Annotated in this window: 18 protein-coding genes; 8 read left to right on the top strand and 10 right to left on the bottom strand. The window is 72.0% G+C overall.

Features of this window, described 5'->3' with window-relative positions:
* Positions 1-282 precede the first annotated feature (282 nt).
* A complete protein-coding gene (locus OHA65_RS37630) occupies positions 283-1,575 on the bottom strand; it encodes a glycosyltransferase (RefSeq protein WP_331730020.1) in 1,293 nt (430 codons plus the stop codon).
* 572 nt (positions 1,576-2,147) lie between these two features.
* On the opposite strand from OHA65_RS37630, the gene OHA65_RS37625 reads away from it, so the two are divergent.
* From OHA65_RS37625 to argH, 4 genes are read left to right on the top strand one after another with little or no spacing between them, the layout of a single operon-like run.
* Positions 2,148-3,029 (top strand): kinase, encoded by an 882-nt coding sequence (locus tag OHA65_RS37625; RefSeq protein ID WP_331735211.1) that lies wholly within the window; start codon positions 2,148-2,150, stop codon positions 3,027-3,029.
* 8 nt (positions 3,030-3,037) lie between these two features.
* Positions 3,038-4,105, top strand: a complete 1,068-nt coding sequence (locus OHA65_RS37620) for a cysteine synthase family protein (RefSeq protein ID WP_327286340.1) — start codon at positions 3,038-3,040, stop codon at positions 4,103-4,105.
* The gene (locus OHA65_RS37615; protein ID WP_329316860.1) at positions 4,102-5,358 is read left to right on the top strand and encodes an ATP-grasp domain-containing protein; all 1,257 of its coding nucleotides are present in this window, start codon (positions 4,102-4,104) and stop codon (positions 5,356-5,358) included. Before OHA65_RS37620 ends, OHA65_RS37615 begins: the two co-directional genes overlap by 4 nt.
* Complete coding sequence (argH, locus tag OHA65_RS37610) at positions 5,355-6,911, top strand: argininosuccinate lyase (protein ID WP_329316858.1); 1,557 nt, start codon at positions 5,355-5,357, stop codon at positions 6,909-6,911. Before OHA65_RS37615 ends, argH begins: the two co-directional genes overlap by 4 nt.
* Before the next feature lie 93 nt (positions 6,912-7,004).
* Here the strand turns inward: argH and OHA65_RS37605 are convergent, their stop codons facing one another.
* The 9 genes from OHA65_RS37605 to OHA65_RS37565 all read right to left on the bottom strand — a co-directional run bounded on the left by OHA65_RS37605 (position 7,005) and on the right by OHA65_RS37565 (position 15,650).
* Positions 7,005-7,430 carry a hypothetical protein gene (locus OHA65_RS37605; protein WP_329316856.1) on the bottom strand — a complete coding sequence of 142 codons (426 nt, stop codon included), beginning with the start codon at positions 7,428-7,430 and terminating at the stop codon, positions 7,005-7,007.
* A 318-nt stretch (positions 7,431-7,748) separates the two neighbouring features.
* Positions 7,749-8,126, bottom strand: a complete 378-nt coding sequence (locus OHA65_RS37600) for a DUF1330 domain-containing protein (RefSeq protein ID WP_327286336.1) — start codon at positions 8,124-8,126, stop codon at positions 7,749-7,751.
* 131 nt (positions 8,127-8,257) lie between these two features.
* Complete coding sequence (locus OHA65_RS37595) at positions 8,258-10,009, bottom strand: ABC transporter ATP-binding protein (protein WP_331730010.1); 1,752 nt, start codon at positions 10,007-10,009, stop codon at positions 8,258-8,260.
* 1 nt (position 10,010) lies between these two features.
* On the bottom strand, positions 10,011-10,319 hold the full coding sequence (locus OHA65_RS37590; protein WP_327286334.1) for a hypothetical protein: 309 nt from the start codon (positions 10,317-10,319) through the stop codon (positions 10,011-10,013).
* Between the two features lie 101 nt (positions 10,320-10,420).
* The gene (locus tag OHA65_RS37585) at positions 10,421-11,404 is read right to left on the bottom strand and encodes a hypothetical protein (protein ID WP_329316852.1); all 984 of its coding nucleotides are present in this window, start codon (positions 11,402-11,404) and stop codon (positions 10,421-10,423) included.
* Positions 11,401-12,078, bottom strand: coding sequence for a flavoprotein (locus tag OHA65_RS37580; RefSeq protein WP_327286332.1), 678 nt, complete (start codon positions 12,076-12,078; stop codon positions 11,401-11,403). Before OHA65_RS37580 ends, OHA65_RS37585 begins: the two co-directional genes overlap by 4 nt.
* Positions 12,071-13,054 carry an LLM class flavin-dependent oxidoreductase gene (locus tag OHA65_RS37575; RefSeq protein WP_327286331.1) on the bottom strand — a complete coding sequence of 328 codons (984 nt, stop codon included), beginning with the start codon at positions 13,052-13,054 and terminating at the stop codon, positions 12,071-12,073. Before OHA65_RS37575 ends, OHA65_RS37580 begins: the two co-directional genes overlap by 8 nt.
* The gene (locus OHA65_RS37570) at positions 13,051-14,367 is read right to left on the bottom strand and encodes a pitrilysin family protein (RefSeq protein WP_331736376.1); all 1,317 of its coding nucleotides are present in this window, start codon (positions 14,365-14,367) and stop codon (positions 13,051-13,053) included. The genes OHA65_RS37575 and OHA65_RS37570 overlap by 4 nt, the downstream gene beginning before the upstream one ends.
* Entirely contained in the window at positions 14,364-15,650 is a 1,287-nt protein-coding gene (locus OHA65_RS37565; protein ID WP_331735206.1) for a pitrilysin family protein, read from the bottom strand. The genes OHA65_RS37570 and OHA65_RS37565 overlap by 4 nt, the downstream gene beginning before the upstream one ends.
* Before the next feature lie 193 nt (positions 15,651-15,843).
* Here OHA65_RS37565 and lxmK point away from each other — a divergent pair, with 193 nt between their 5' ends.
* From lxmK to OHA65_RS37545, 4 genes are all read left to right on the top strand, one after another.
* Entirely contained in the window at positions 15,844-16,995 is a 1,152-nt protein-coding gene (gene lxmK, locus OHA65_RS37560; protein ID WP_331736374.1) for a class V lanthionine synthetase subunit LxmK, read from the top strand.
* Positions 16,992-17,975 (top strand): T3SS effector HopA1 family protein, encoded by a 984-nt coding sequence (locus tag OHA65_RS37555; RefSeq protein ID WP_327286327.1) that lies wholly within the window; start codon positions 16,992-16,994, stop codon positions 17,973-17,975. The genes lxmK and OHA65_RS37555 overlap by 4 nt, the downstream gene beginning before the upstream one ends.
* A gap of 8 nt (positions 17,976-17,983) precedes the next feature.
* Positions 17,984-18,283, top strand: a complete 300-nt coding sequence (locus tag OHA65_RS37550; RefSeq protein ID WP_327286326.1) for a hypothetical protein — start codon at positions 17,984-17,986, stop codon at positions 18,281-18,283.
* 248 nt (positions 18,284-18,531) lie between these two features.
* On the top strand, positions 18,532-18,729 hold the full coding sequence (locus tag OHA65_RS37545) for an LxmA leader domain family RiPP (RefSeq protein ID WP_327286325.1): 198 nt from the start codon (positions 18,532-18,534) through the stop codon (positions 18,727-18,729).
* Positions 18,730-18,752: the final 23 nt, after the last annotated feature.

Here is an 18,752-nt window from a genome sequence, read left to right as displayed (position 1 = left end):
GCTCCGGAAGCACCTGCACCTAATGCCGCGAAACACGACACGCCGACACCCACACAGCGACGAACCATGCCATTCACCCCCGTGTGAGTCAGCATATGTGATGTTGCAGCTGTGAACAGGCCAAGATCATAGGGGAGTTGGGGGCCGAAGGCAACGAAGCTCGGCCCGTGAACGCCTGGTCACGCGGCGTGGTTGCGGCGTGACGCGGACGCCCCGACGGCCGGCGTTTCCGCAGGCAGAAACACCGGCCGGCCAAAGGTCACCCGGGCGTTCCGGGGCCCGTCAGGCCCTCCTCCCCGACCCCGCCCGCCGGACGCGCTCAAGCACGCGCACAGCGTCTTCGAGGGGGCTTTCCGGACTCAGCTTCTCGGCCAGCCGCTGGGCGTTCCGTGCGATGGCCGGGTCGGTCGTCGCCGTGACGATGCCCGAGCGGAGCGCCTCGGCCGTCAGTTCCCTGAACTTCACGGGCGGAGCCGACACGCCGAGGCCGTGGACGTGGTCCGCCCACATCTGCTGTTCGTTGTGGAACGGACAGGCCATCTGCGGGAGGCCCGCCACCAGGGCGGCGTTGTAGGTCCCGGTGCCCCCGGCGTGCACGGCGGCACGGACCCGGGGAAAGAGCCAGTCGTAGGGGACGTCCCTGACCACCATGACGTTCTCGGGCGGGTCGACCACCCGTATTCCGCCCCAGCCCTCCACGACGACCGCCCGCTCCCCGGCGGCGCTCACCGCCTCGACGACCAGTTCGCCGGTCGCCTCGGGATCTCCGCCGAACATGCTGCCGAAGCCCACGGAGATGGGCGTCGGGCCCTGCTCCAGGAAGCGCACCAGCTCGGCGGGCGGCTGCCAGTCCGGGCGGCGGGGCAGCGTCCAGAACCCGGTGGTGTGCACCCACTCGGGCCAGTCGGCGGCAGGCTTCAGGACGTGCGGGCTGAATCCGTGGAGCACGGGTGTCGGGTTGCCGTGGACGTCGGTCCGGAAGTCCGTGTAGTCGTCCCGGGGCGCCAGCCCGAGGACGTCCGTACGCCACTGCCCCACCCAGTCCGACAGCGGTGGTTCGAGGGGCCTGTTGACGCGGGCGTGGTCCTCCAGGTTCGTGGCCGTGGGCTGCAGGCCGGGGCCCGGCGAGTACTCCCGGGAGACGACGTGGTGCGGGTAGAGGGAGGCGAGGACGTGCGGGACGCCGAGCCGCTCGGCGATCTGGTGCGTCACCTGCCGGGAGGACGGCGAATAGACGATGAGGTCGGCCCCGTCCGAAGCCGCGTCCCACATTTCCCGCATCATCAGCGGGAACACCCGTGGGAAGAGCGCGATCGTGGACTCCCGCAGCCGGCGCTGCACCTGTGGGTCGTCGTTGTTCAGGTACAGCCCGCGGACCTCGGGGCTTGACTGGAGCCGGACCAGTTCGTCATTGAGCGGAGCGAACGGAACATCGAATTCCGCGGCGAAGTCCCCGTAGAGACGCGGTCCGACGAGGGTGGCGGTGTGTCCTGCCCGGTTGAGGGCGTACGCCAGGGCCAAGTACGGCTGTACGTCGCCACGGCTCCCGTCCGTCACATAGACCAGAACCTTCAATTCCGTTCCTTTCTCGGGACCGGACCGGGAGCCGCTCTCGACACGGAGCTCTGGCGGCGGAATCGACGCGGCTCGCAACCGGCGGACGTACGTGATGGGGGGGAACGGCGGGGGCGCCGCGCATCCGTGTGCCGCAGCCGTGCCCCGCTCGGGGACCGTCCCGGCCGTGCCTCGGGCGGGATCGTGTCGATCATACAGACAGCACATCGATGGACCGCGCCCCGCACCTCAACTCCAGCTCGTCCAAGGCCCCTTGTCGCGCTGCGCGCGAGGCCCGACGCTGCCGAGCGCCGGAGGCGTCGGCAGGCGGTTCCCACTCCGGCTGTGTCAGCGATCACTTGCAAAATGCCTCGGCCGCAGGTCAAATCAAGGGGTTACGGTGCGATCGGCCACGGGGGCATCCGAGGGTGCAGGCCATTTCCCGCCGCAGGCATCGCCGTGTTCCGGCACTCGTTCCCCCTGCTGCTCCGCCTGTCAAGCGCCCCGATCCGGAGCGGCTCCGAGCATGGATGTGACGACCCGTCGAAGTAGCAGAGGAAGCCAGGGAACAGGTGGATCAGAGCAGAGGGCGGATGGGTGAGGCGTCGGCCCCGATACACCACGGCGAGGTGCTCCAGGGGGTGTTCCGCGACCGGGGCACGGCGCGGCGCGGCCTCGTCACCCTCCCCTGCCCCCTGTACTGCGTGCGTGCACGCTTCGCGTCGGACGGCGGGACCGACGTCACCGTCTCCCCCGGCTGGCGCACCAAGGCCCGCACGGCCGCGCGGCTGACCGTGGCCGCCTACGGCCTGCCCGCGGGCGGACACCTGGAGATAACCAGTGACGTGCCGCTCGGGCGCGGGTTCGGATCGTCCACCAGTGACGTCCTCGCGGCGATCGGGGCGGTCCAGGACAGGTACGCGCTGCGCCTGACCCCGGAGGAGAAGGCCCGGCTCGCGGTGCGCGCCGAGATCGCGTCCGACTCGTTGATGTTCGACTCGACGGCCGTCCTCTTCGCCCAGCGGGAGGGCGAGGTCATCGAAGACTTCGGGCACCCCCTTCCGGCGGTGTTCGTCCTCGGCTTCGGGTCCAGGCCGGCACAGGGGGGCCGCGGAGTCGAGACCCTGTCCCTGCCGCCCGCCCGCTACACCGATGACGACGTCCTGGAGTTCGCGGAGCTGCGCGCCATGCTCCGCGAGGCCGTACTCGCCAAGGACGTGGCCCTGCTCGGCCGCGTGGCCACCGCCAGCACCCGGCTCAACCAGCGCCACCTCCCGGTCCCGCAGTTGGACCGCATCCTCAAGATCGCCGAGGAAACCCGGGCGTTGGGCCTCCAGATCTCGCACAGCGGGGATGTCGCCGGGCTGCTCTTCGACCGCGACGACCCCGCGCTCACCGTCCGCTCCACGCGCGCCGAGGGGTTACTGCGCGACATCGGCATCGTCGAGTCATGGAAGTTCACGACGAACGGATGAATGAGTTCATGACAATGCATCAGTCAGCCGTCTACCCCTCGGTGATCGAGGCGGTCGAACTACCCAAGATCATCCATATAGGCGGCAACCTCTACGCCGCCGCGTTCACCCTGATGAAGCTCCTCCCCGCCCGCCACATCATCGACAGGGCCATCGCCGCCGGGGACCTCGCACCGGGCACGCCGGTCATCGAGACGTCCTCCGGCACCTTCGCCCTCGGACTCGCCCTGGTCTGCCGGCAGCGGGGCCTCCCGCTCACCATCGTCGGCGACCACTCCATCGACGACGACCTGCGCAACCGCCTGGAAATGCTCGGAGCCGAGGTCGAACTCGTCGAGGACCACGGGCAGCCCGGCGGCATCCAGGGGGCGCGGCTGGCCCGAGTGGAGGAGCTGCGCCGGGCCAGGCCGGAAAGCTTCGTGCCGCAGCAGTACACCAACCCCGAGAATCCGGCCGCCTACGCCTCGGTGGGCCGACTCGTCTCCCGCACCCTGGGAGCCGTCGACACCCTCGTCGGGCCCGTCGGCTCGGGGGGATCCACGTGCGGCATCGCCTCGACCCTGCGCGCGGACACGCCGGCGCTGCACCTGATCGGCGTCGACACGCACGGCTCCGTCATCTTCAAGGCACCGGAGGGCCCTCGGCTGCTGCGGGGCCTCGGCAGCAGCATCGTCCCGGGCAACGTCGTGCACGCCGCGTACGACGAGGTCCATTGGGTGGGCCCCGGCGAGGTCTTCCACGCCACCCGCGAGCTCTACCGCCGCCACGGCCTGTTCATGGGTCCGACCAGCGGTGCCGCGTTCCTCGTGGCCTCGTGGTGGGCGGAGCGCAATCGCGACTCAACGGTCCTCGCGGTACTCCCGGACGAGGGGTACCGCTACCAGTCCACCGTCTACAACGACGCCTGGCTGCGCGGCCAGAACGCCCTGCCCGCGCGGCCCGCCGGCGGTCCCCGCCTCGTGGAGCGGCCGGGTGAGGGCGACGGGAGCTGGTCCAGGCTCCTGTGGAACCGCCGCACGTACGACGACGTCGCCGGCGCCTCCACCGGCCTCCAGACACAAGGGAGCTCCACGTGACACAGCCCGTGCTGCTGCTCGTCGAAAGCAACACGACGGGAACGGGACGCCAGTTCGCTCGGCAGGCGAGGGCACTGGGCCTCCAGCCCGTCCTGCTCTGCACGGACCCCGGACGCTACCCGTACGTGGCCGAAGACGACGTGCGCGCGCTCGTCGTCGACACGGCGGACGACGCCGCCGTCCTCACCGCCGCCCGACACCTGTTGGAGCAAGCTCGAATAGCCGGGGTCACGTCCAGCTCCGAGTACTACGTGGCCACGGCCGCCGCCACCGCGCGCGCCCTCGGCCTGCCCGGCCCGGACGCCGACGCCGTACGGGAATGCCGCGACAAGGCACGGCAGCGACAGCGGCTGCACGAGGCGGGCGTGGCCGTCCCGCGCCACGAGCGGGTGCGCAGTGCAGACGGGGCGCGGGCCGCCGCTCACCGCATCGGGTACCCCGTCGTGCTGAAGCCCGTCCAGGGTTCCGGCAGCCTCGGCGTGCGGCTGTGCGCGGACGCCGAGGAGGTGTCGGCCCACGCCGCGACCCTGACGGCCGCCGCCGTGAACGAGCGCGGCGTCGCCGTGCCCCGGGACGTCCTCGTCGAGGAGTACCTGCGCGGCGCCGAGTACTCCGTCGAAGTGTTCGGACACACGGCCGTGGTCGTCGTCGCGAAGCACCTGGGCCCGCTGCCGGACTTCGTCGAGCTGGGTCACGACGTCCCGGCCCCGATTCCGGCAGACGCTGCGGCACTGCTCCGGGACCAGGCCGTGCGCGCGGTGAAGGCCCTCGGACTCGGCTGGGGAGCCGCACACGTCGAGCTGCGCATGGACGGCGACGACGTCCGCGTCGTCGAGGTCAATCCGCGGCTGGCCGGCGGCATGATCCCGGAGCTGGTCCGCCACGCCCTCGGCATCGATCTGGTGGCCCGCCAGATCGGGGCCGCCGCCGGCGCTGACGTGAGCGACACCCCGCCGGCCGCGGGCAGGACGGCCGCGATCCGCTTCCTCACCTCAGACCGCCCGGGCTTCATCGCCGACCGCACCCGGACCGAGCGGGCCCTGGAGACGGCCCGTTCGGCACCACACACCGAGACCGCCGTGCTCTACCGCGCTCCCGACGATCCGATCGAGCCCGCCCGCGACTTCCGGGGCCGGCTCGGCCACGTCATCGCCTCCGCCGCCGACGCGGCCCTCGCCGGGGCGTCCGCCGACGAAGCACTGCGCGAACTGGCCGGCGCGCTCCGCCCGGCGCCCGAGGGGGCACGGGGATGAGCGCCGAACGCACCACAGACGCACCAGCCGCGGCGGCGCGACCCGGCGTGGACACCGGAAGGCTGAGCACCGGGCTGAACGACGAGGCCCACGCGATCGTCTACGACCAGTACCTCTCCCCCGACGACGTGGCCGACGGGCTCGGCGAGGAGCTCCGCCTCATCAGTGAGGTAGACCGCGCCCACCTGGTGATGCTCACCGAGCGCGGGATCGTCGAGCCGGCCCACGCGTCCGCCCTGCTGCAGGCCATCGACGACCTGCGCCGCTCCGACTTCGCCGCGGTACGGGCCAGGCCCATGCCCCGGGGCGTCTACCTCGCGTACGAGGGCCTGCTGACCGAGCGGCTCGGCGAGGGGATCGGCGGCGTGATGCACACCGGCCGCTCCAGGAACGACCTCAACGCGACGACGGCCCGGCTGCGCGGCCGTCGGCACTTCCTGCGCCTGGTGGACGCGACCGAGGCGTTCGCGGAGACCCTTCTGGACAAGGCCGAGGAGCACGGGGCCGTCGTCATGCCCGCGTACACCCACGGGCAGCCCGCAGTCCCCATCACCTACGGGCACTACCTGGCCGGCGTGGGCTGTTCCGTGCTCCGCGCGCTCGAAGACCTGCTCCACGCCGGGCGGGAGCTCGACGTCAACCCGCTCGGCGCCGGAGCCGTCGGCGGCACGTCCGTGTCCATCGACCCGGAGCGCACGAGCGTCCTGCTCGGGTTCGCGGGCCCGGCCCGCAACTCGGTCGATGCCGTTGCCTCCCGGGACTTCGCGCTCAGGCTGCTGGCCGCGGCCTCGGGGCTGGGCGTCACCGTCGCTCGTGTCGCCCGGGACCTTTCGGCCTGGACCTCCGAAGAGGCCGGCCTCGTCCACCTCGCGGACGACCTGGTGGGCTCCAGCTCGATGATGCCGCAGAAACGGAACCCGTTCCTCCTGGAGCACGTCCAGGGCCGCGCGACCGCGAGCCTCGGCGCGTTCACGGCGGCCGCCTCCTCGATGACCACCGCCTCCTACACCAACGCCATCGCCGTGGGCACGGAGGCACTGCGGCACACATGGCCCGGGCTGGGGAACGCGACGGACGCCGTGACCCTGCTGCGGCTCGTCGTGCACGGCGCCGAACCGGATGCGGAGCGCATGCTGCGGCGCGCCGTCGAAGGCTTCACTCCCGCCACCTACCTGGCCGAGCGCCTGGTCGCCACGGGGATGCCGTTCCGCAGTGCACACCACCTGGTGGGCAAGACGGTCGTGCGCGCCCTGGACACGTCCCGGTCCTTCGCCGAGGCCGCCCGTGACGTTCCGGAGATCGCCCGGCTGGCGTCCCGCCACGGGGTGGACGACTGGCTGCATCCGGCAGCTGTCGCGCGGGCCTGCGCGTACGGCGGGGGACCCGGCGGCGACTCTACGGCCCGCGCCGTGGCAGGACTCCGCGCCGATCTGGAGAAGGCTCGGGCCGGGTCCGAGGAGCGCCGGACACGATGGGCCGCCGGCGCGGCCGCGCTCGACGAAGCGGTCGCGGGACTGGTGTCACCACTGCCGGGCGCGCCCGTCCCGCCGTGAGGCGCCCGGTCGGCGCCCGCCGTTGCCGCGGGTCGGGCGACACCGGCCGAGGACCGGCTCGGTGCTCCCGACCACGGGCGCGCGGCCGCCCGGTCAGTGGCCGGCGGCCTTGACCAGGGCCACCGCCGTACCGATGGCTGCGTCGACGGCTCCGCCCAGCAGTGACACCACCAGCCCGCTGCCCATCCGTACCCCGCCGAACCAGCCCCAGGTGAACAGCGAGGCCACGTTCACCCAGGCCGCGGTGAGCAACGCGGTGTGCAGCGACATGACCACGAGCGCCGCGAGCAGGATCAGGAACAGGGGTCCGGCGGCCGAGAGCAGGAGCGGGCTGGACACGTACAGCATCTCCAGCAGGTCCCGCCCGTCGCTGCCCCGCCGGTGCACCACGCGGTGGGCCTGGCCATCGGCGACGAGGGAGGCCAGCCAGAGGCCGAGCGCCGTCACGGCGACCGACAGGGCGACGTCCCCCGGCTGCGCGTGCGCCGAGTACGCCAGCCCCACCACGACCGCGATCATGGTGATGGTGGCGTACAGGCGTTCCTTCAGCCGTGCCGCGGACAGTCGGACGTGGTCCGGGTCCTCGCCGTCCCAGGCGGGTGGGCAGCCGTGGGGTCCGTGCGGCCGCGGTAGGGCGCGCGGTCACGGCCGTGGCCCTGCCGGGCCAGGGACGTCCTTCGCCCGGACCGGGCCCGGCCCCGGTGCGCCCCGCCCGGCATCGACGCAGGTCGGGACGAGCCGGACCCACCGGGCGCTGGTCACCCCTTCCGGCTCCGCTTCCGGAACCGGGACCGCCTCGGCGAGGGGACGCAGTGCTGACTCCGCGACGTCGTACCGTCAGCGGCCATCGGACTGCGCGGTCGGCCGGCCCGCTCGGTCAGCTTCTACGCGCAGCTTGAGAGCTCGCTCGGCCGGGTCGTAGCTCGGTCCGACACCCTCGATCAGCAGCAAGTCGCCTTCGACGTGGTCGGTACGCAAGTGCAGGATGGCCCTGTAGGCCGGAGAGTCGTACCAGGCACGGGCTTCGGTCAGGCTGGGGAACTCGATCAGCACCATGCTGCCGGGCCACGTCCCCTCCACGACTTCGGCCGGCGGACCGTGGATGACGAAGCGGCCGGCGAAGGGGCCGAGGGTTGCCCGGATGCGCTCCAGGTACTCGATGACGTCGGAGTGGTACCGGCGGCTGCGGAGATGGGCGAAACCGTAAGCGGGCATCACGGGGCTCCTTCGTTCCGGGGGGGATGACCTCGAACGTAGCCGGGGCGGCTGGGCGTTGCGATGACCCCGGAGGTAATTGCCACCACCCCGAGGAGACCTCTCGGCGGGTACGGGGGGTGCCGCGCCGTTCACGAGGCAGAGATCAGGGACTGGCTGGTGACCAGCTCCCGGTAGGGGGCGCACCCGTCCATGAGGGCGCCGTGCGTTCCTGCGTCCACGAGGGTTCCGGCGGCGAGCATGATGACGTGGTCGGCGTTCTGCACGGTCGAGAGGCGGTGGGTGACGACCAGGACGGCCCGGGTCGCTGCCATGTCGTCCACGACCTGGCGGAAGCGCTCCTCGTTGATGCTGTCCATCTGGGACGTGGGCTCGTCCATCAGGACGATCTCCGCGTCGGTGAGCAGGATGCGTGCGAGGGCCAGGCGCTGCCGCTGGCCGCCGGATAGGTCGTTCTCGCGGCCCAGCACGGTGTCCAGGCCGTCCGGCAGGGCCTCGATGTCCTCCCGCAGTCCCACGGCGGCCAGGGCCTCGGCCAGTTCGGTGTCGGAGGCGGTACGGCCGCGCCCGAGCTGAAGGTTGTCGCGGACCGAGCCCTCCAGCAGGGTGAACTGCTGGTCCACGTATGCGATGCGGCGGCGCAGGTCGTCGAGGGGCCAGTCCCCCACGGGGTGTCCGAGGACGGATATCCGGCCCTCGTCCGCGTGTACGAAGCGGTCGATGAGGTTGAGGGCCGTCGTCTTTCCCGCTCCGGAGGGACCGACGAAGGCCGTCAGGCCGGTACGCGGCGCGCTGAATCCGAGCCCGTGGAGGGTCGTCGTACCGGTGTAGGAGAACGACACGGAGTCGAAGACGACCGCCGGTGCACCCGGTACCGGCTCGGGGCGGGGCGTTCCCGGGGCCCTGTCGTCCGATTCCTGGGGCAGGGAGAGCAGTTCCTCGAAGCGCACCCGGGCGGCGAGGCCGGCCTGCAGGCGGCCGATGCCGGTGGCGACCACCGTAACCGGCCCGACCAATTGCAAGAGGTAGAGGAGGAACGCCGCGAAGTCCGGCGCGGACAGCTTGCCGTCGGCCATCCGGGCACCTCCGCCGATGATCACCGAGACCAGGGCGACCTGCTGTCCCAGCCCCATGACGGGAGCGATGAACGACTGGAGCCGGGCTCCGGTCATGGAGGTCGAGGTGAGCTGCCGGGCGTCTTCGCCCAACCGGTCGGCCGCGCCCTGCTCGAAGCGGTAGGCCTTGATGGTGGTGAGTGCGGAGAGGTAGGTGGTGAAGCGCTGGGCGAGTTCGCCCATGGCGCCCTGCTGTTCGACGACGTTGCGCTTGACGCGGACCAGGACGAAGCCGATGGCGATGCCGGCGACGGCGAAGGACGCGATGCTGATGAGCACCAGCGCCCAGTCCAGGAACGCCATGACCGCCAGGGTGGCGACGACCGTCAGGACGGCGAGCGGCAGCTGTACGACTCCGACGTCGATGACGGCCCGCAGCAGGATGGCGTCCGAGGTGATGCGGGCCACGAGGTTGCCGACGCCCTGGGCCCGGAGCGTGGCCAGGGGCAGCCGCAGCGCGTGCGCCATGACACGGCGCCGCAGTCGGAGGATCATGTGCTCGCCGACCCTGGCCAGGAGGTAGCCCGAGACCGCCAGCGTCACCGCTGCGGCGAGCGCCGCACCCGCCATCACCAGGATGGGGTGGACGATGGCTTCGTCCTTGGCGAACGCGTCGATGACGTCCTTGACGATCAGCGGCACGGCCAGGGTGCCGGCCGTGGAGACCAGGGCCAGCAGCAGCGCCACGGCGAGCATGCCCCGACCCGAGGCGAGGATGTCGGCGCCGATGCGGACCTTCGCCTCGGTCCGGCTCGTGGACCGCCGCACCTCAGCGCTCCGCCGCGAGCGTGACCAGGGTGACCGCCTCGCCGAGGCCCAGACCCGGAACGGCCTGGCGCAGCTTCTTGATGGTGCGGGCGCTCGTGTCCCCGGCAGGGACGCCGGCTTCGTCGAGGTACTGGCGTGCCCAGCGGACCTTGATGTCGGTGTCGCTGCGGCGGTGCTCGTCCAGCAAGGACAGGGCACGGCGCAGCCCGGGGGCTTCGGACGCGTCCGCGGTGGCGACGGCCTGCTCGATGGCCGCCCGCACGGGGTCGAGGTCGTGGAGGACGACGAGGTTGATGCCGTGGGTTTTCACAGGAGGCTCCTTCGGGAGGTGAGTGGCAAGGACAGCGGGGGCGGGGTGCCGTGCGGGCGGGGTGCCGTGCGGGCGGGGTGCCGTGCGGGCGGCCCGCCGGCTCAGACGCCACCGTCGAGTGCGGCCAGCCCGTCGGTGTCGATGTAGCGGGCCGCGGTCCGCGCGTAGAGTTCCAGCTCGGGGTGCCAGCCCACGTACGCGGCGAAGTCGTGGGCGTGGGTGAGCATGCGCAGTGTCGCCGCCCGCCCCGTGACGACGGGGTCGACGGGGACGCCGTAGCCGGCGAGCAGCGCCGCCGGCAGCTCGGAGAGGATCGGCCGTGGCACGAGGCGGTGGACGGCCGTCATCCGCAGTTCCAGCAACTCGCCGAGCATCCATCCGAGATCGAATCCGGACGGACCCAGGGCCAGTTCCTCCCCGGTGAGCAGGGCCCCGCCGATCGGTCGCGGGGCGCCCCCGGCCGGGTGTCCCTCCTCGTCCGTGGAGTGCGGGGCCGGGTCCGCCGGGAGGACGAGGGAGCCGGTGCTCGGGGCGCCGTGCAGGAGCGTCGCGTCCGGACCGGGTCGGCCGAGGTCGTGGCACCAGTCGCGGACCGCGGCCCAGCGTGTCGCGCCGACGCTGTCACGCAGCAGTGCGTGCATGCGGGCGGCGGCGCGGGGGCCGCGCCCGCTGTCCATCCAGGCGGCCAGGCGGGCCGGTCCGATCGGGCCGCCGGTGGCGCTACCGGGCGGTGCGGGGTGGGAGTGCAGCAGCCCGAGCACCTTGCCCACGGACCGGAAGGCCCCGGCCAGGCGCTCGCTGCTGGCCGGTGAGGGCTCCGACCACAGCACCTTGGCCGCCGTGATCGAGCCCGGGACCGCGTAGCGCAGTCCGATGTCGGCCACGGTCGGCAGGCTGAGGGTGAGGAGGTCCGGGCGGGGCAGGGACGCCAGGTGGCTCCGGGCCTGAGCGGACGGCGCCGTGAGGGGCGTCGGCCGGTCCGGACCGGCGCCGCGCGTCCACACGAACGTGCCGTCGCCGAGGCGGTGGATCGTGGTGCGCTGGAATCCGGTCGCGAACATGTCCACGAGGACGGGCTCTGTCACGGGGTCGACTCCGTCCGCTTGCTCCGCTCGGTGACGTCCGTAGCGTCCGTGCCGTCCGAGGCGTTCGCGCCGTCCGAGGCCCCGCCCGCGGCGACGGCCCGTAGCCGTTCCGCGGCCAGCAGGACCTCGGGGAGTGGCGCTGCGGTCGCCGCGTCGGGCTTGCCGGTGGTGATGCTCACCCCGGGATGGGGAGGGACGACATGGACGTTGGGCCGCCGTTCGAGGGCCGCCATGTGGGACTCCCACGCGGCTGAGGCCAGGGCTCCGGGCGGCAGGGCCGGGGCCAGCACGATGGGCGCGCGGGTGCACTGCAGCGCAAGGAGTACCGGGGTGTCGGCCACTCCGAGCGCCAGGCGGCTGGTGAAGTGGAACGTGGCGGGATGCACGATGACGGTGTCCGCCCACTCGGCCATCTCGACGTGGGCCGCGGACGTCTCCGGTTCCTCGCCCCAGGAGTCGAGTTGTGGAGTGTGCCCGGCGAACACCGAGAGGGCGGTCGGCGTGACGAACTTGGTCGCGGACCGGGTGATGACGGTGCGTACGGCCAGTTCGGGGTAGGCGGAGCGGAGCCAGTGCACCCACATGGGCATGAACATCACCCCGAGGGAGCCCGTACCCACGTAGAGCAGCCGTCGGGCGGTGAACCGCGGTGCCGCGGCGGGGTTCTCATGCACGGCGGCCGTCCACCGCGGCGAGGATCTGCTGCATGTCCGTCATGGCCGCCCCCATGCCGAGGGCGGTGTAGACACCACAGACGTTGAGGATGACCTCGCCCACGCCCGCCGCTCGGTACTGGTCGAGGCCGTCCGCGATCTCCTCGGGGGTGCCGGCGACGAACGTGCCGGAGGAGACGAGCAGCGCCGCGCCGCCCTTGGTGTCCGCCGGGTCGGCCGGGACGCCCGCTTGGCGGAGCATGTCGGTGTAGTGCGGGCTGCCCAGGTGGGCGTAGGCCGCGGAGTGGGCTATGGCCTCGATGTCACGGCCGGGGCGGCGCACCGCCACGTGGACGACGGTCGCAACACGGGGAACGGGGCGCTCGGCCTGCGTCGCCCCCTGCTCCAGGGCGGGAACCAGTGCCTCCTCGATGAACCGTGGTGGGGTCAGCCAGGTGATGGCGACATCGGCGACCCGACCGGCCGCGCGGGCCATGGCCGGCCGCAGGACCCCGAGCCCCAGCTCGACCGGGGGCGCGTCCATGAGCGGCAGCGCTCCGTGCGTGCTGTGCTCCAAGCCGTCGGTGTCGGCGCCGACCCGGCTCTCGATCAATTCCCGCATCGTGGTGATGTACTGGCTGCTGACGGTGACGGGCTTCGGCATGGGGGCGGAGCGGACCATGCGCTGGAATCCCTCCCCGCCCGGGCCGATGCCCGCCACGAACGGCAGCCCAGACAGTTGGGCGACGGAGCGGGCCTGCACCGCCGCGTCGTACGGATGGCGCAGACCCGCCAAGGCCACCGAGGTACCGAAGGGGATGCGGATCCCCGCTCCCGCGAGGGCGGCGAAGACGTGGTGCGTCTCGACGCCCAGGGACTGCCCGAGCCACAGTCGTCCCGAGCCGCGCCGTTGAAGCAGCTGGGCGAAGGGGATGACCTGTGCGACCTGTGTGGGCTGGACGGGAAAGACGATGCTCGTGGTGTGCGGGGAAATCACAGGACCGTCTCCGTCTTCGAGGGGATGGGGGTGTCGCCGAGGACGACACCGTGGAAGTCGTCGGGATCGAAGAAGCGGCCGGCCGCGGCGGCCACGTCGTCTTCGGTCACCGCGGTGAAGTCGTCCAGGATGCGGCTGATGCGCTCGGGCTGTTGCCCGGTGGCCAGGGCTAGCATCAGGCTGCCGGCCCAGCCCTGCTGGGAGGAGGTCGCCAGTGCGGTCATCCCGGTGACGAAGCGCCGGGCCGCCTCGATCTCGGCCGGGGTCGGCGGTTCCTGGGACATGCGCCGCAGCTGCGCCCGCAGGTGGTCGAGGGTCCTGCTGCCGTGCTCCGTGGCGGTGTCGGCCTCCACCGCCACGACCAGCTGGTCGAGGTGGTCGCGGAAGACCGACTCGCACCGGTAGGCCAGCCCGTGCCGTTCGCGCACCTCAGCGACCAGGCGCGAGGAGAAGTACCCGCCGAAGACGATGTTGGCGAGGGTCAAGGCCGCGAACCCGGGGTCGGTGCGGGCGAGTCCGGGGCGGACCAGGCGGATCTGGGTCTGTGTCGCGCCCGGTCGGGGCACCCGGGCGATGGTGCGGTCGCGCAGGTGTGGGAGCAGCGGCCCCGTTGCCTCCTGCGTCGTCGTGCCGACCGCTTCCCACTCCGCGAAGGCTCGCGCCGCCTGCTCCACGGCCCGGTCGGGGTCGAGATCGCCCACCAGGATCAGCGCCGCCCGGTCGGGGCGTACGCACCGGTGGTGGGCCAGGCGCACCTGCTCGGGGCCGACCGCGGCGAGGTCCGCCTCACGCGGCACGTCCTGCATCTGCGGCAGCGGCCCGTAGAGGTGTTCCACCAACGCCTCGGAGGCGATGAGTTGGGGCTGTGCACGCGTGGCGGCGAGCTGGCCCCGGGCGCGCACCGTGACCGCGCGGACCACTTCGTCGGTGAATCGGGGACGTGTCAGGGACCGGGCCAGGACGTCCAGTTGCAGCGGGAGGACCGAGCTGGGGCCGGAGCCGGCGACGCCGAGCCACCGCGCGGAGCGGGAGGCGGACAGAATGCTTCCGGACGCGGCCAGACCGTCGTCGGCCCGGCCGTGCTCCCCGGGCGCGGTGTGCCCGAGCAGCGACGCGGCCAGCACTTCCTGGACGGCCGCATCGGCGAACGATTCCACGTGGAGCGGGATCGCCAGCCGCAGCTCCGTCATGGGGGTGGAGGCGTGGCGGGCGGCTATGACGCGCAGCCCGTTGTCCAGGCGTACGTCGGCCAGCGGGGGCAGGGCGACCGGGACGGGGGGTCCGATCGGGGGGAGCACGCTGTTGCGGTTCACCGGTGGACTCCCGTGGAGGTGATGAGGGACAGCACGGCGCGCTTGCCCCTCGTGAGGTGCGCTGCGGCGGAGCGGATGTCGTCGGCGGTGACGGCCGCGAGCAGCGGGGCCAGGTCGTCGACGAGTTCCGGGGCCCCGAAGAGCAGCTCGTAGGTGCCGAGGGCGCGGGTCCGTACGCCGAGGTTGTCGAACCCCCGCCAGGTTCCGGCGGAGGCCAGCGCCCTGCCCTCCGCGAGCTCCTGCTCGGTGGGGCCGTTCGCTGCCAGGTCGGCGAGTTCGGTGTCGAGGACGTCGAGGACCGTGTCGACGGGTGTGGTGCGCGGGTGCATGGCCAGGACCACCAGGGTCTCGGGGGACCGGGCGCGCAGCGGGCCGAACAGTCCGCAACTGCTGCTGATGTCCGTGATCAGCCCGGTCCGGTGGGCGGTGTGCCGTTTCAGGCGGGCGGAGTCCCGTCCGGTGAGCAACTGGGACAGCACCATGTGACTCAGGTACCGGGGCAGCGAAGCCGCCGGATCGGGCAGGCGGTAGCCGAGGGCGGTGGCGGCGAGCACCGCATGCGGGTCGTAGTGTTCGCCCCACAGCTCCCCGGCCGGCTCGGGCTCGTCGAGGGCGGGCGGCGCGGGGCGGGGGCGGGCCGGGATGCGTCCGAAGTGCCGGTCCGCGAGGTCCAGGGCTTGCCGCGGATCGACGTTCCCGCAGATGGTCAGGACCGCGTTGGCCGGGGAGTAGTACGTTTCGTAGAACGCCTGGCACTCCTCCAGTGAGGCGGCCTCCAGGTCTGCGAACGTGCCGTAGCCGTTGTGGGCGTTGCGGAACTCCCGGTAGAGGACCCCCGGCAGCACGGTCCAGGGGAAGCCGCCGTAGGGCTTGTCCGTGACCGACTGGCGGATCTCCTCCTTGACCACGGCGATCTGGGTGCGCAGCGTCTCCTCGGTGATGCGCAGGGCCCTCATCCGGTCGGCTTCCAGGAACAGCAGCCGGTCCAGCGCCGATGCGGGCAGCACCTGGTAGAAGTCGGTGTAGTCCTGGTGGGTGGAGCCGTTGGCGGTCCCGCCCGAGGCCTGGACGTGGCGGAAATGATCGGCCGGCCCGACGTGTTCGCTGCCCTGGAACATCACGTGCTCGAAGAGGTGCGCGAATCCGCTCCGGCCCGGGAGTTCGGACCGGAATCCGACGTCGTAGTGGACGGCGACGCCTACGGACGGCATGCCGGTCAACGGCTGCACCACGATGCGCAGGCCGTTGGACAGTGTTGAGCGGATCACAGGGGCGCGGGACATGTCGGCACTCTAGGAATACGCGCCGGGGGCAAAGTAATGCCGTCCGGTGCGTTACTTTCCCCGGGAGAAGCGGGCGCGGCCGACGGCGGTGCGGCTGGCGAATTGCCGTACGGACACGGCGCACGCACGGGAAAACTTACTCCGATACTTTGCCCTTGCCGGGATCCGTGGAAAGTGCCTACCGTGCCGCCGCGTGACAACAATCCAAGGAGCTCCCATCAAGGAATCCGCGCCGACCCGGTCCCGTTACGCCCCCGCCGATCTCGCCGGTGTCCCGGAAGTCGCGGCGCTGCTCGGCACGCTCGGTCTGGGCGCGTTCGACCCGGACGACGTGACGGCCCGGGTGGGCCGCAACGACAACTGGGCCGGTACGACGACGACGGGCGCACGCGTCTTCGTCAAGCGGCTCAGGGGCCCGGAGCCGGCCGAGGCGCGCAGCCGGTACGACCGCATCCTGGCCTACGAAGCCCTGGCCGCCCGCCACCCCGGATCGGCCCTCATCGGTCCGTCCCTGCTCGGCTCGGACGCCGACGCGATGGTCGTCGTCTTCGAGCTCCTGGAGGACGCCCGTTCCGGGTCCGAGCTCAACGCCGACGACGCGTTCGACGAGGAGTTGAGCCACCGGGCCGGACGGCTCACCGGCGAGCTGCACGAACTGCCCGCGGACGCGGACCTGCTGGACACGACGCCCCATCCGATGCCCCCGCTCCATCCGCACAATGCCGTGTCCCTGCGGGGCCTGGTCTCCTCCACGTTCGGCGAACTGGAGACCTGGAGGCTGATCCAGTCCGACCGGAAGGTCGTCGACGCCCTGCACCGGCTGCGCGCCGCCGAGGCCGCCGTGGAGGACCTCCGGCCGATCCACGGGGACCTGAGGCTCGACCAGTTCCTGCTGACCCCGCAAAGGCTGCTCCTGACGGACTGGGAGGAGTTCCGCCTCGGCGACCCCGCGCGGGACCTCGGCGCCGTCATCGGCGAGTGGCTCTACACCGCCATCCACGGCATTCCCCGCTCCATCGGGGACATGCCCGGGTTCACCTTCGACCAGCAGACCTCCCACGACGAGATCCTCGAACACGGGGTACGGGAACTCGACCGGCTACGGCCCCGGATGCGTGCCTTCTGGGACGGATACCGCTCCGTGCGCGGCGCGGCTGCGGACGACGGGCTGAGGATCCGTGCCGCCTCGTACGCCGGATGGCACATGTTCGACCGCATGCTCGCCACCGCGATGGTCGGTGGACGCGTGATCGCCGCCGACCGGGCCAGTGCGGGCATCGGGCGGACCATCCTGCTGGCGCCCGAGAGCAGCACCGACATCCTGGGACTGGGAGATTCACTGTGATAACGACGACCACCGACGCCCTCGCGCCCGCTCTCGTACGGACCGCCCAGGACATCTCCGTCTCCTCCGACGGACTGAGCGCGACGGTCGGATCGGAGTCCCTGGAGGCGGACACGCCCGGCAAGCTGGCGGGCAAGCTGTCGCAGACCCTGTACCAGTTGGTGCACACGGGCAAGGACAGGGCGGACACGACCCGTCCACGGAGCCTGCGCGATCCGGAGTTCGACCGCCTGCTGACCGAGGCCATGCCGCACTCCCACACGCTCGCCGAAGCGGTCGTCCGGGAACGGACCGATGACGGCATGCTCGTGGCGGAGCTGGGCGGACTGCGCGTCCTCTTGCCCGCGGACACGCTCGTGGGCGAGCCTCCCGCGAAGCTGCCGGGCGCCGCGGCGGTACGGCTGCCCGCGGCACGGCCGGCCCTGTCCACCGGGTTCTTCCTGACCGACGGCTCGGCCGGCACGGGTGTCGGCCGAGGGACACAGACCCTTCGCGTCTACGTCCACGTCACCTCGGCCGAGGCGGCGCCCCGGGTGTGGAACGCGGTGCTGACGTACCTGGAGGAGAGGCGGCTGGTGTATCGGGCGAAGATCACCTCCAGTCCCCAGCTGTTCCCGCGGCGCGACGCCCTCGTCGTCTACCTGCCCCCGCAGAGCTGGTCGGCCGTCCGGGGGATCGGGGCGTGCGTGTCCGGTCTCGACGGGGTGGGTCCGGACACCTCGCCGTTCGCCCACCAGGTGGTGCCCGGCGTCGCCGTCGCATGGGAGCCCCAGGACTCCCGTCCCGGGATGCAGGGCCTGAGCTTCGGTGAACACCGCAGCGGTGCGCTGGCCCAGGCCATGGTCAAGCACCGGGTGCGGCCCGACGGCATCGGACTGGAGGACACGATGCAGGAGGTGTTCTGGGACGCCGGGATCGACCCGCTGGCGCCGGCCCGCAACCTGGCCTCGCCGCCGCTGCCCGACCTCGGGCTGCTGTAGGCCGCCGCGTGCTGCGGTGTCCGACCGCGCCGGCAGCCCTGCGGATCCAGGCGGTCCTGAGCCTGCTGTCCCGTACGGAGCCCGCCGAGGCGCTCTGCCGGCGGTTGCGCGTGTGCTCCCCGTGTCTGGAGAAGTGGGCCGATGCGTTCTTGGCCCACGCCCTCCAGGGCCTGACGTCTGCGGGCGCTCCGGTGGACCGGTACGAGGTGCTGGCCAAGGAGGCTGACGCCCTGGCCCGAGGGCTCGACGAGACACGGACAGAACTAGAGGTGTGGGAAAGGCTGGTCCGCCGCGCGGCGAGCAATTGAGACGATCACGAATATCGATGAAAGGGACCCGTGGGCACGGGTCCCTTTCTCGTGTCCGGGAATGGCGGTGGCACCGGGCGCATCGAAAGTCGTGTCGGACGTGATTTGTTGTGGCGTCCGGAAGAACGTGCAGCTCAGGGCTTTGCGGAGAGAACCAAGCGATAAGTTTCCGGCTTCTTTGCGAGGGGCTCGCGTGGTCAACTGATTCCGCAAAGCCCATTCCGATGCACATACGAGAGAGGCCAGACATGAACGCCACTCAGCTGATCGCCGGTTACACCGCTTACACCACCGCCGAGGAGTTCGGCGCCACCGCGCAGGGCGACGCCCCGGCGACCACCCCGTCGATCCTCAGCTTCATCGACATTTCGAGCGCCGCGTGCGGTGCCGCCGTCAGCGCCGTCAGCGCCGCCTCCGTGGGTGCTACGGCCCACGTCGGCTGCTGACCAACCACCCCACTCACACCTCA

The sequence above is a fragment of the Streptomyces sp. NBC_00045 genome, from assembly GCF_045041095.1.
Lineage (GTDB): Bacteria > Actinomycetota > Actinomycetes > Streptomycetales > Streptomycetaceae > Streptomyces.
Note: the sequence above shows the minus strand (reverse complement) of the source record. Positions and strands in the feature narration are given on the sequence as shown.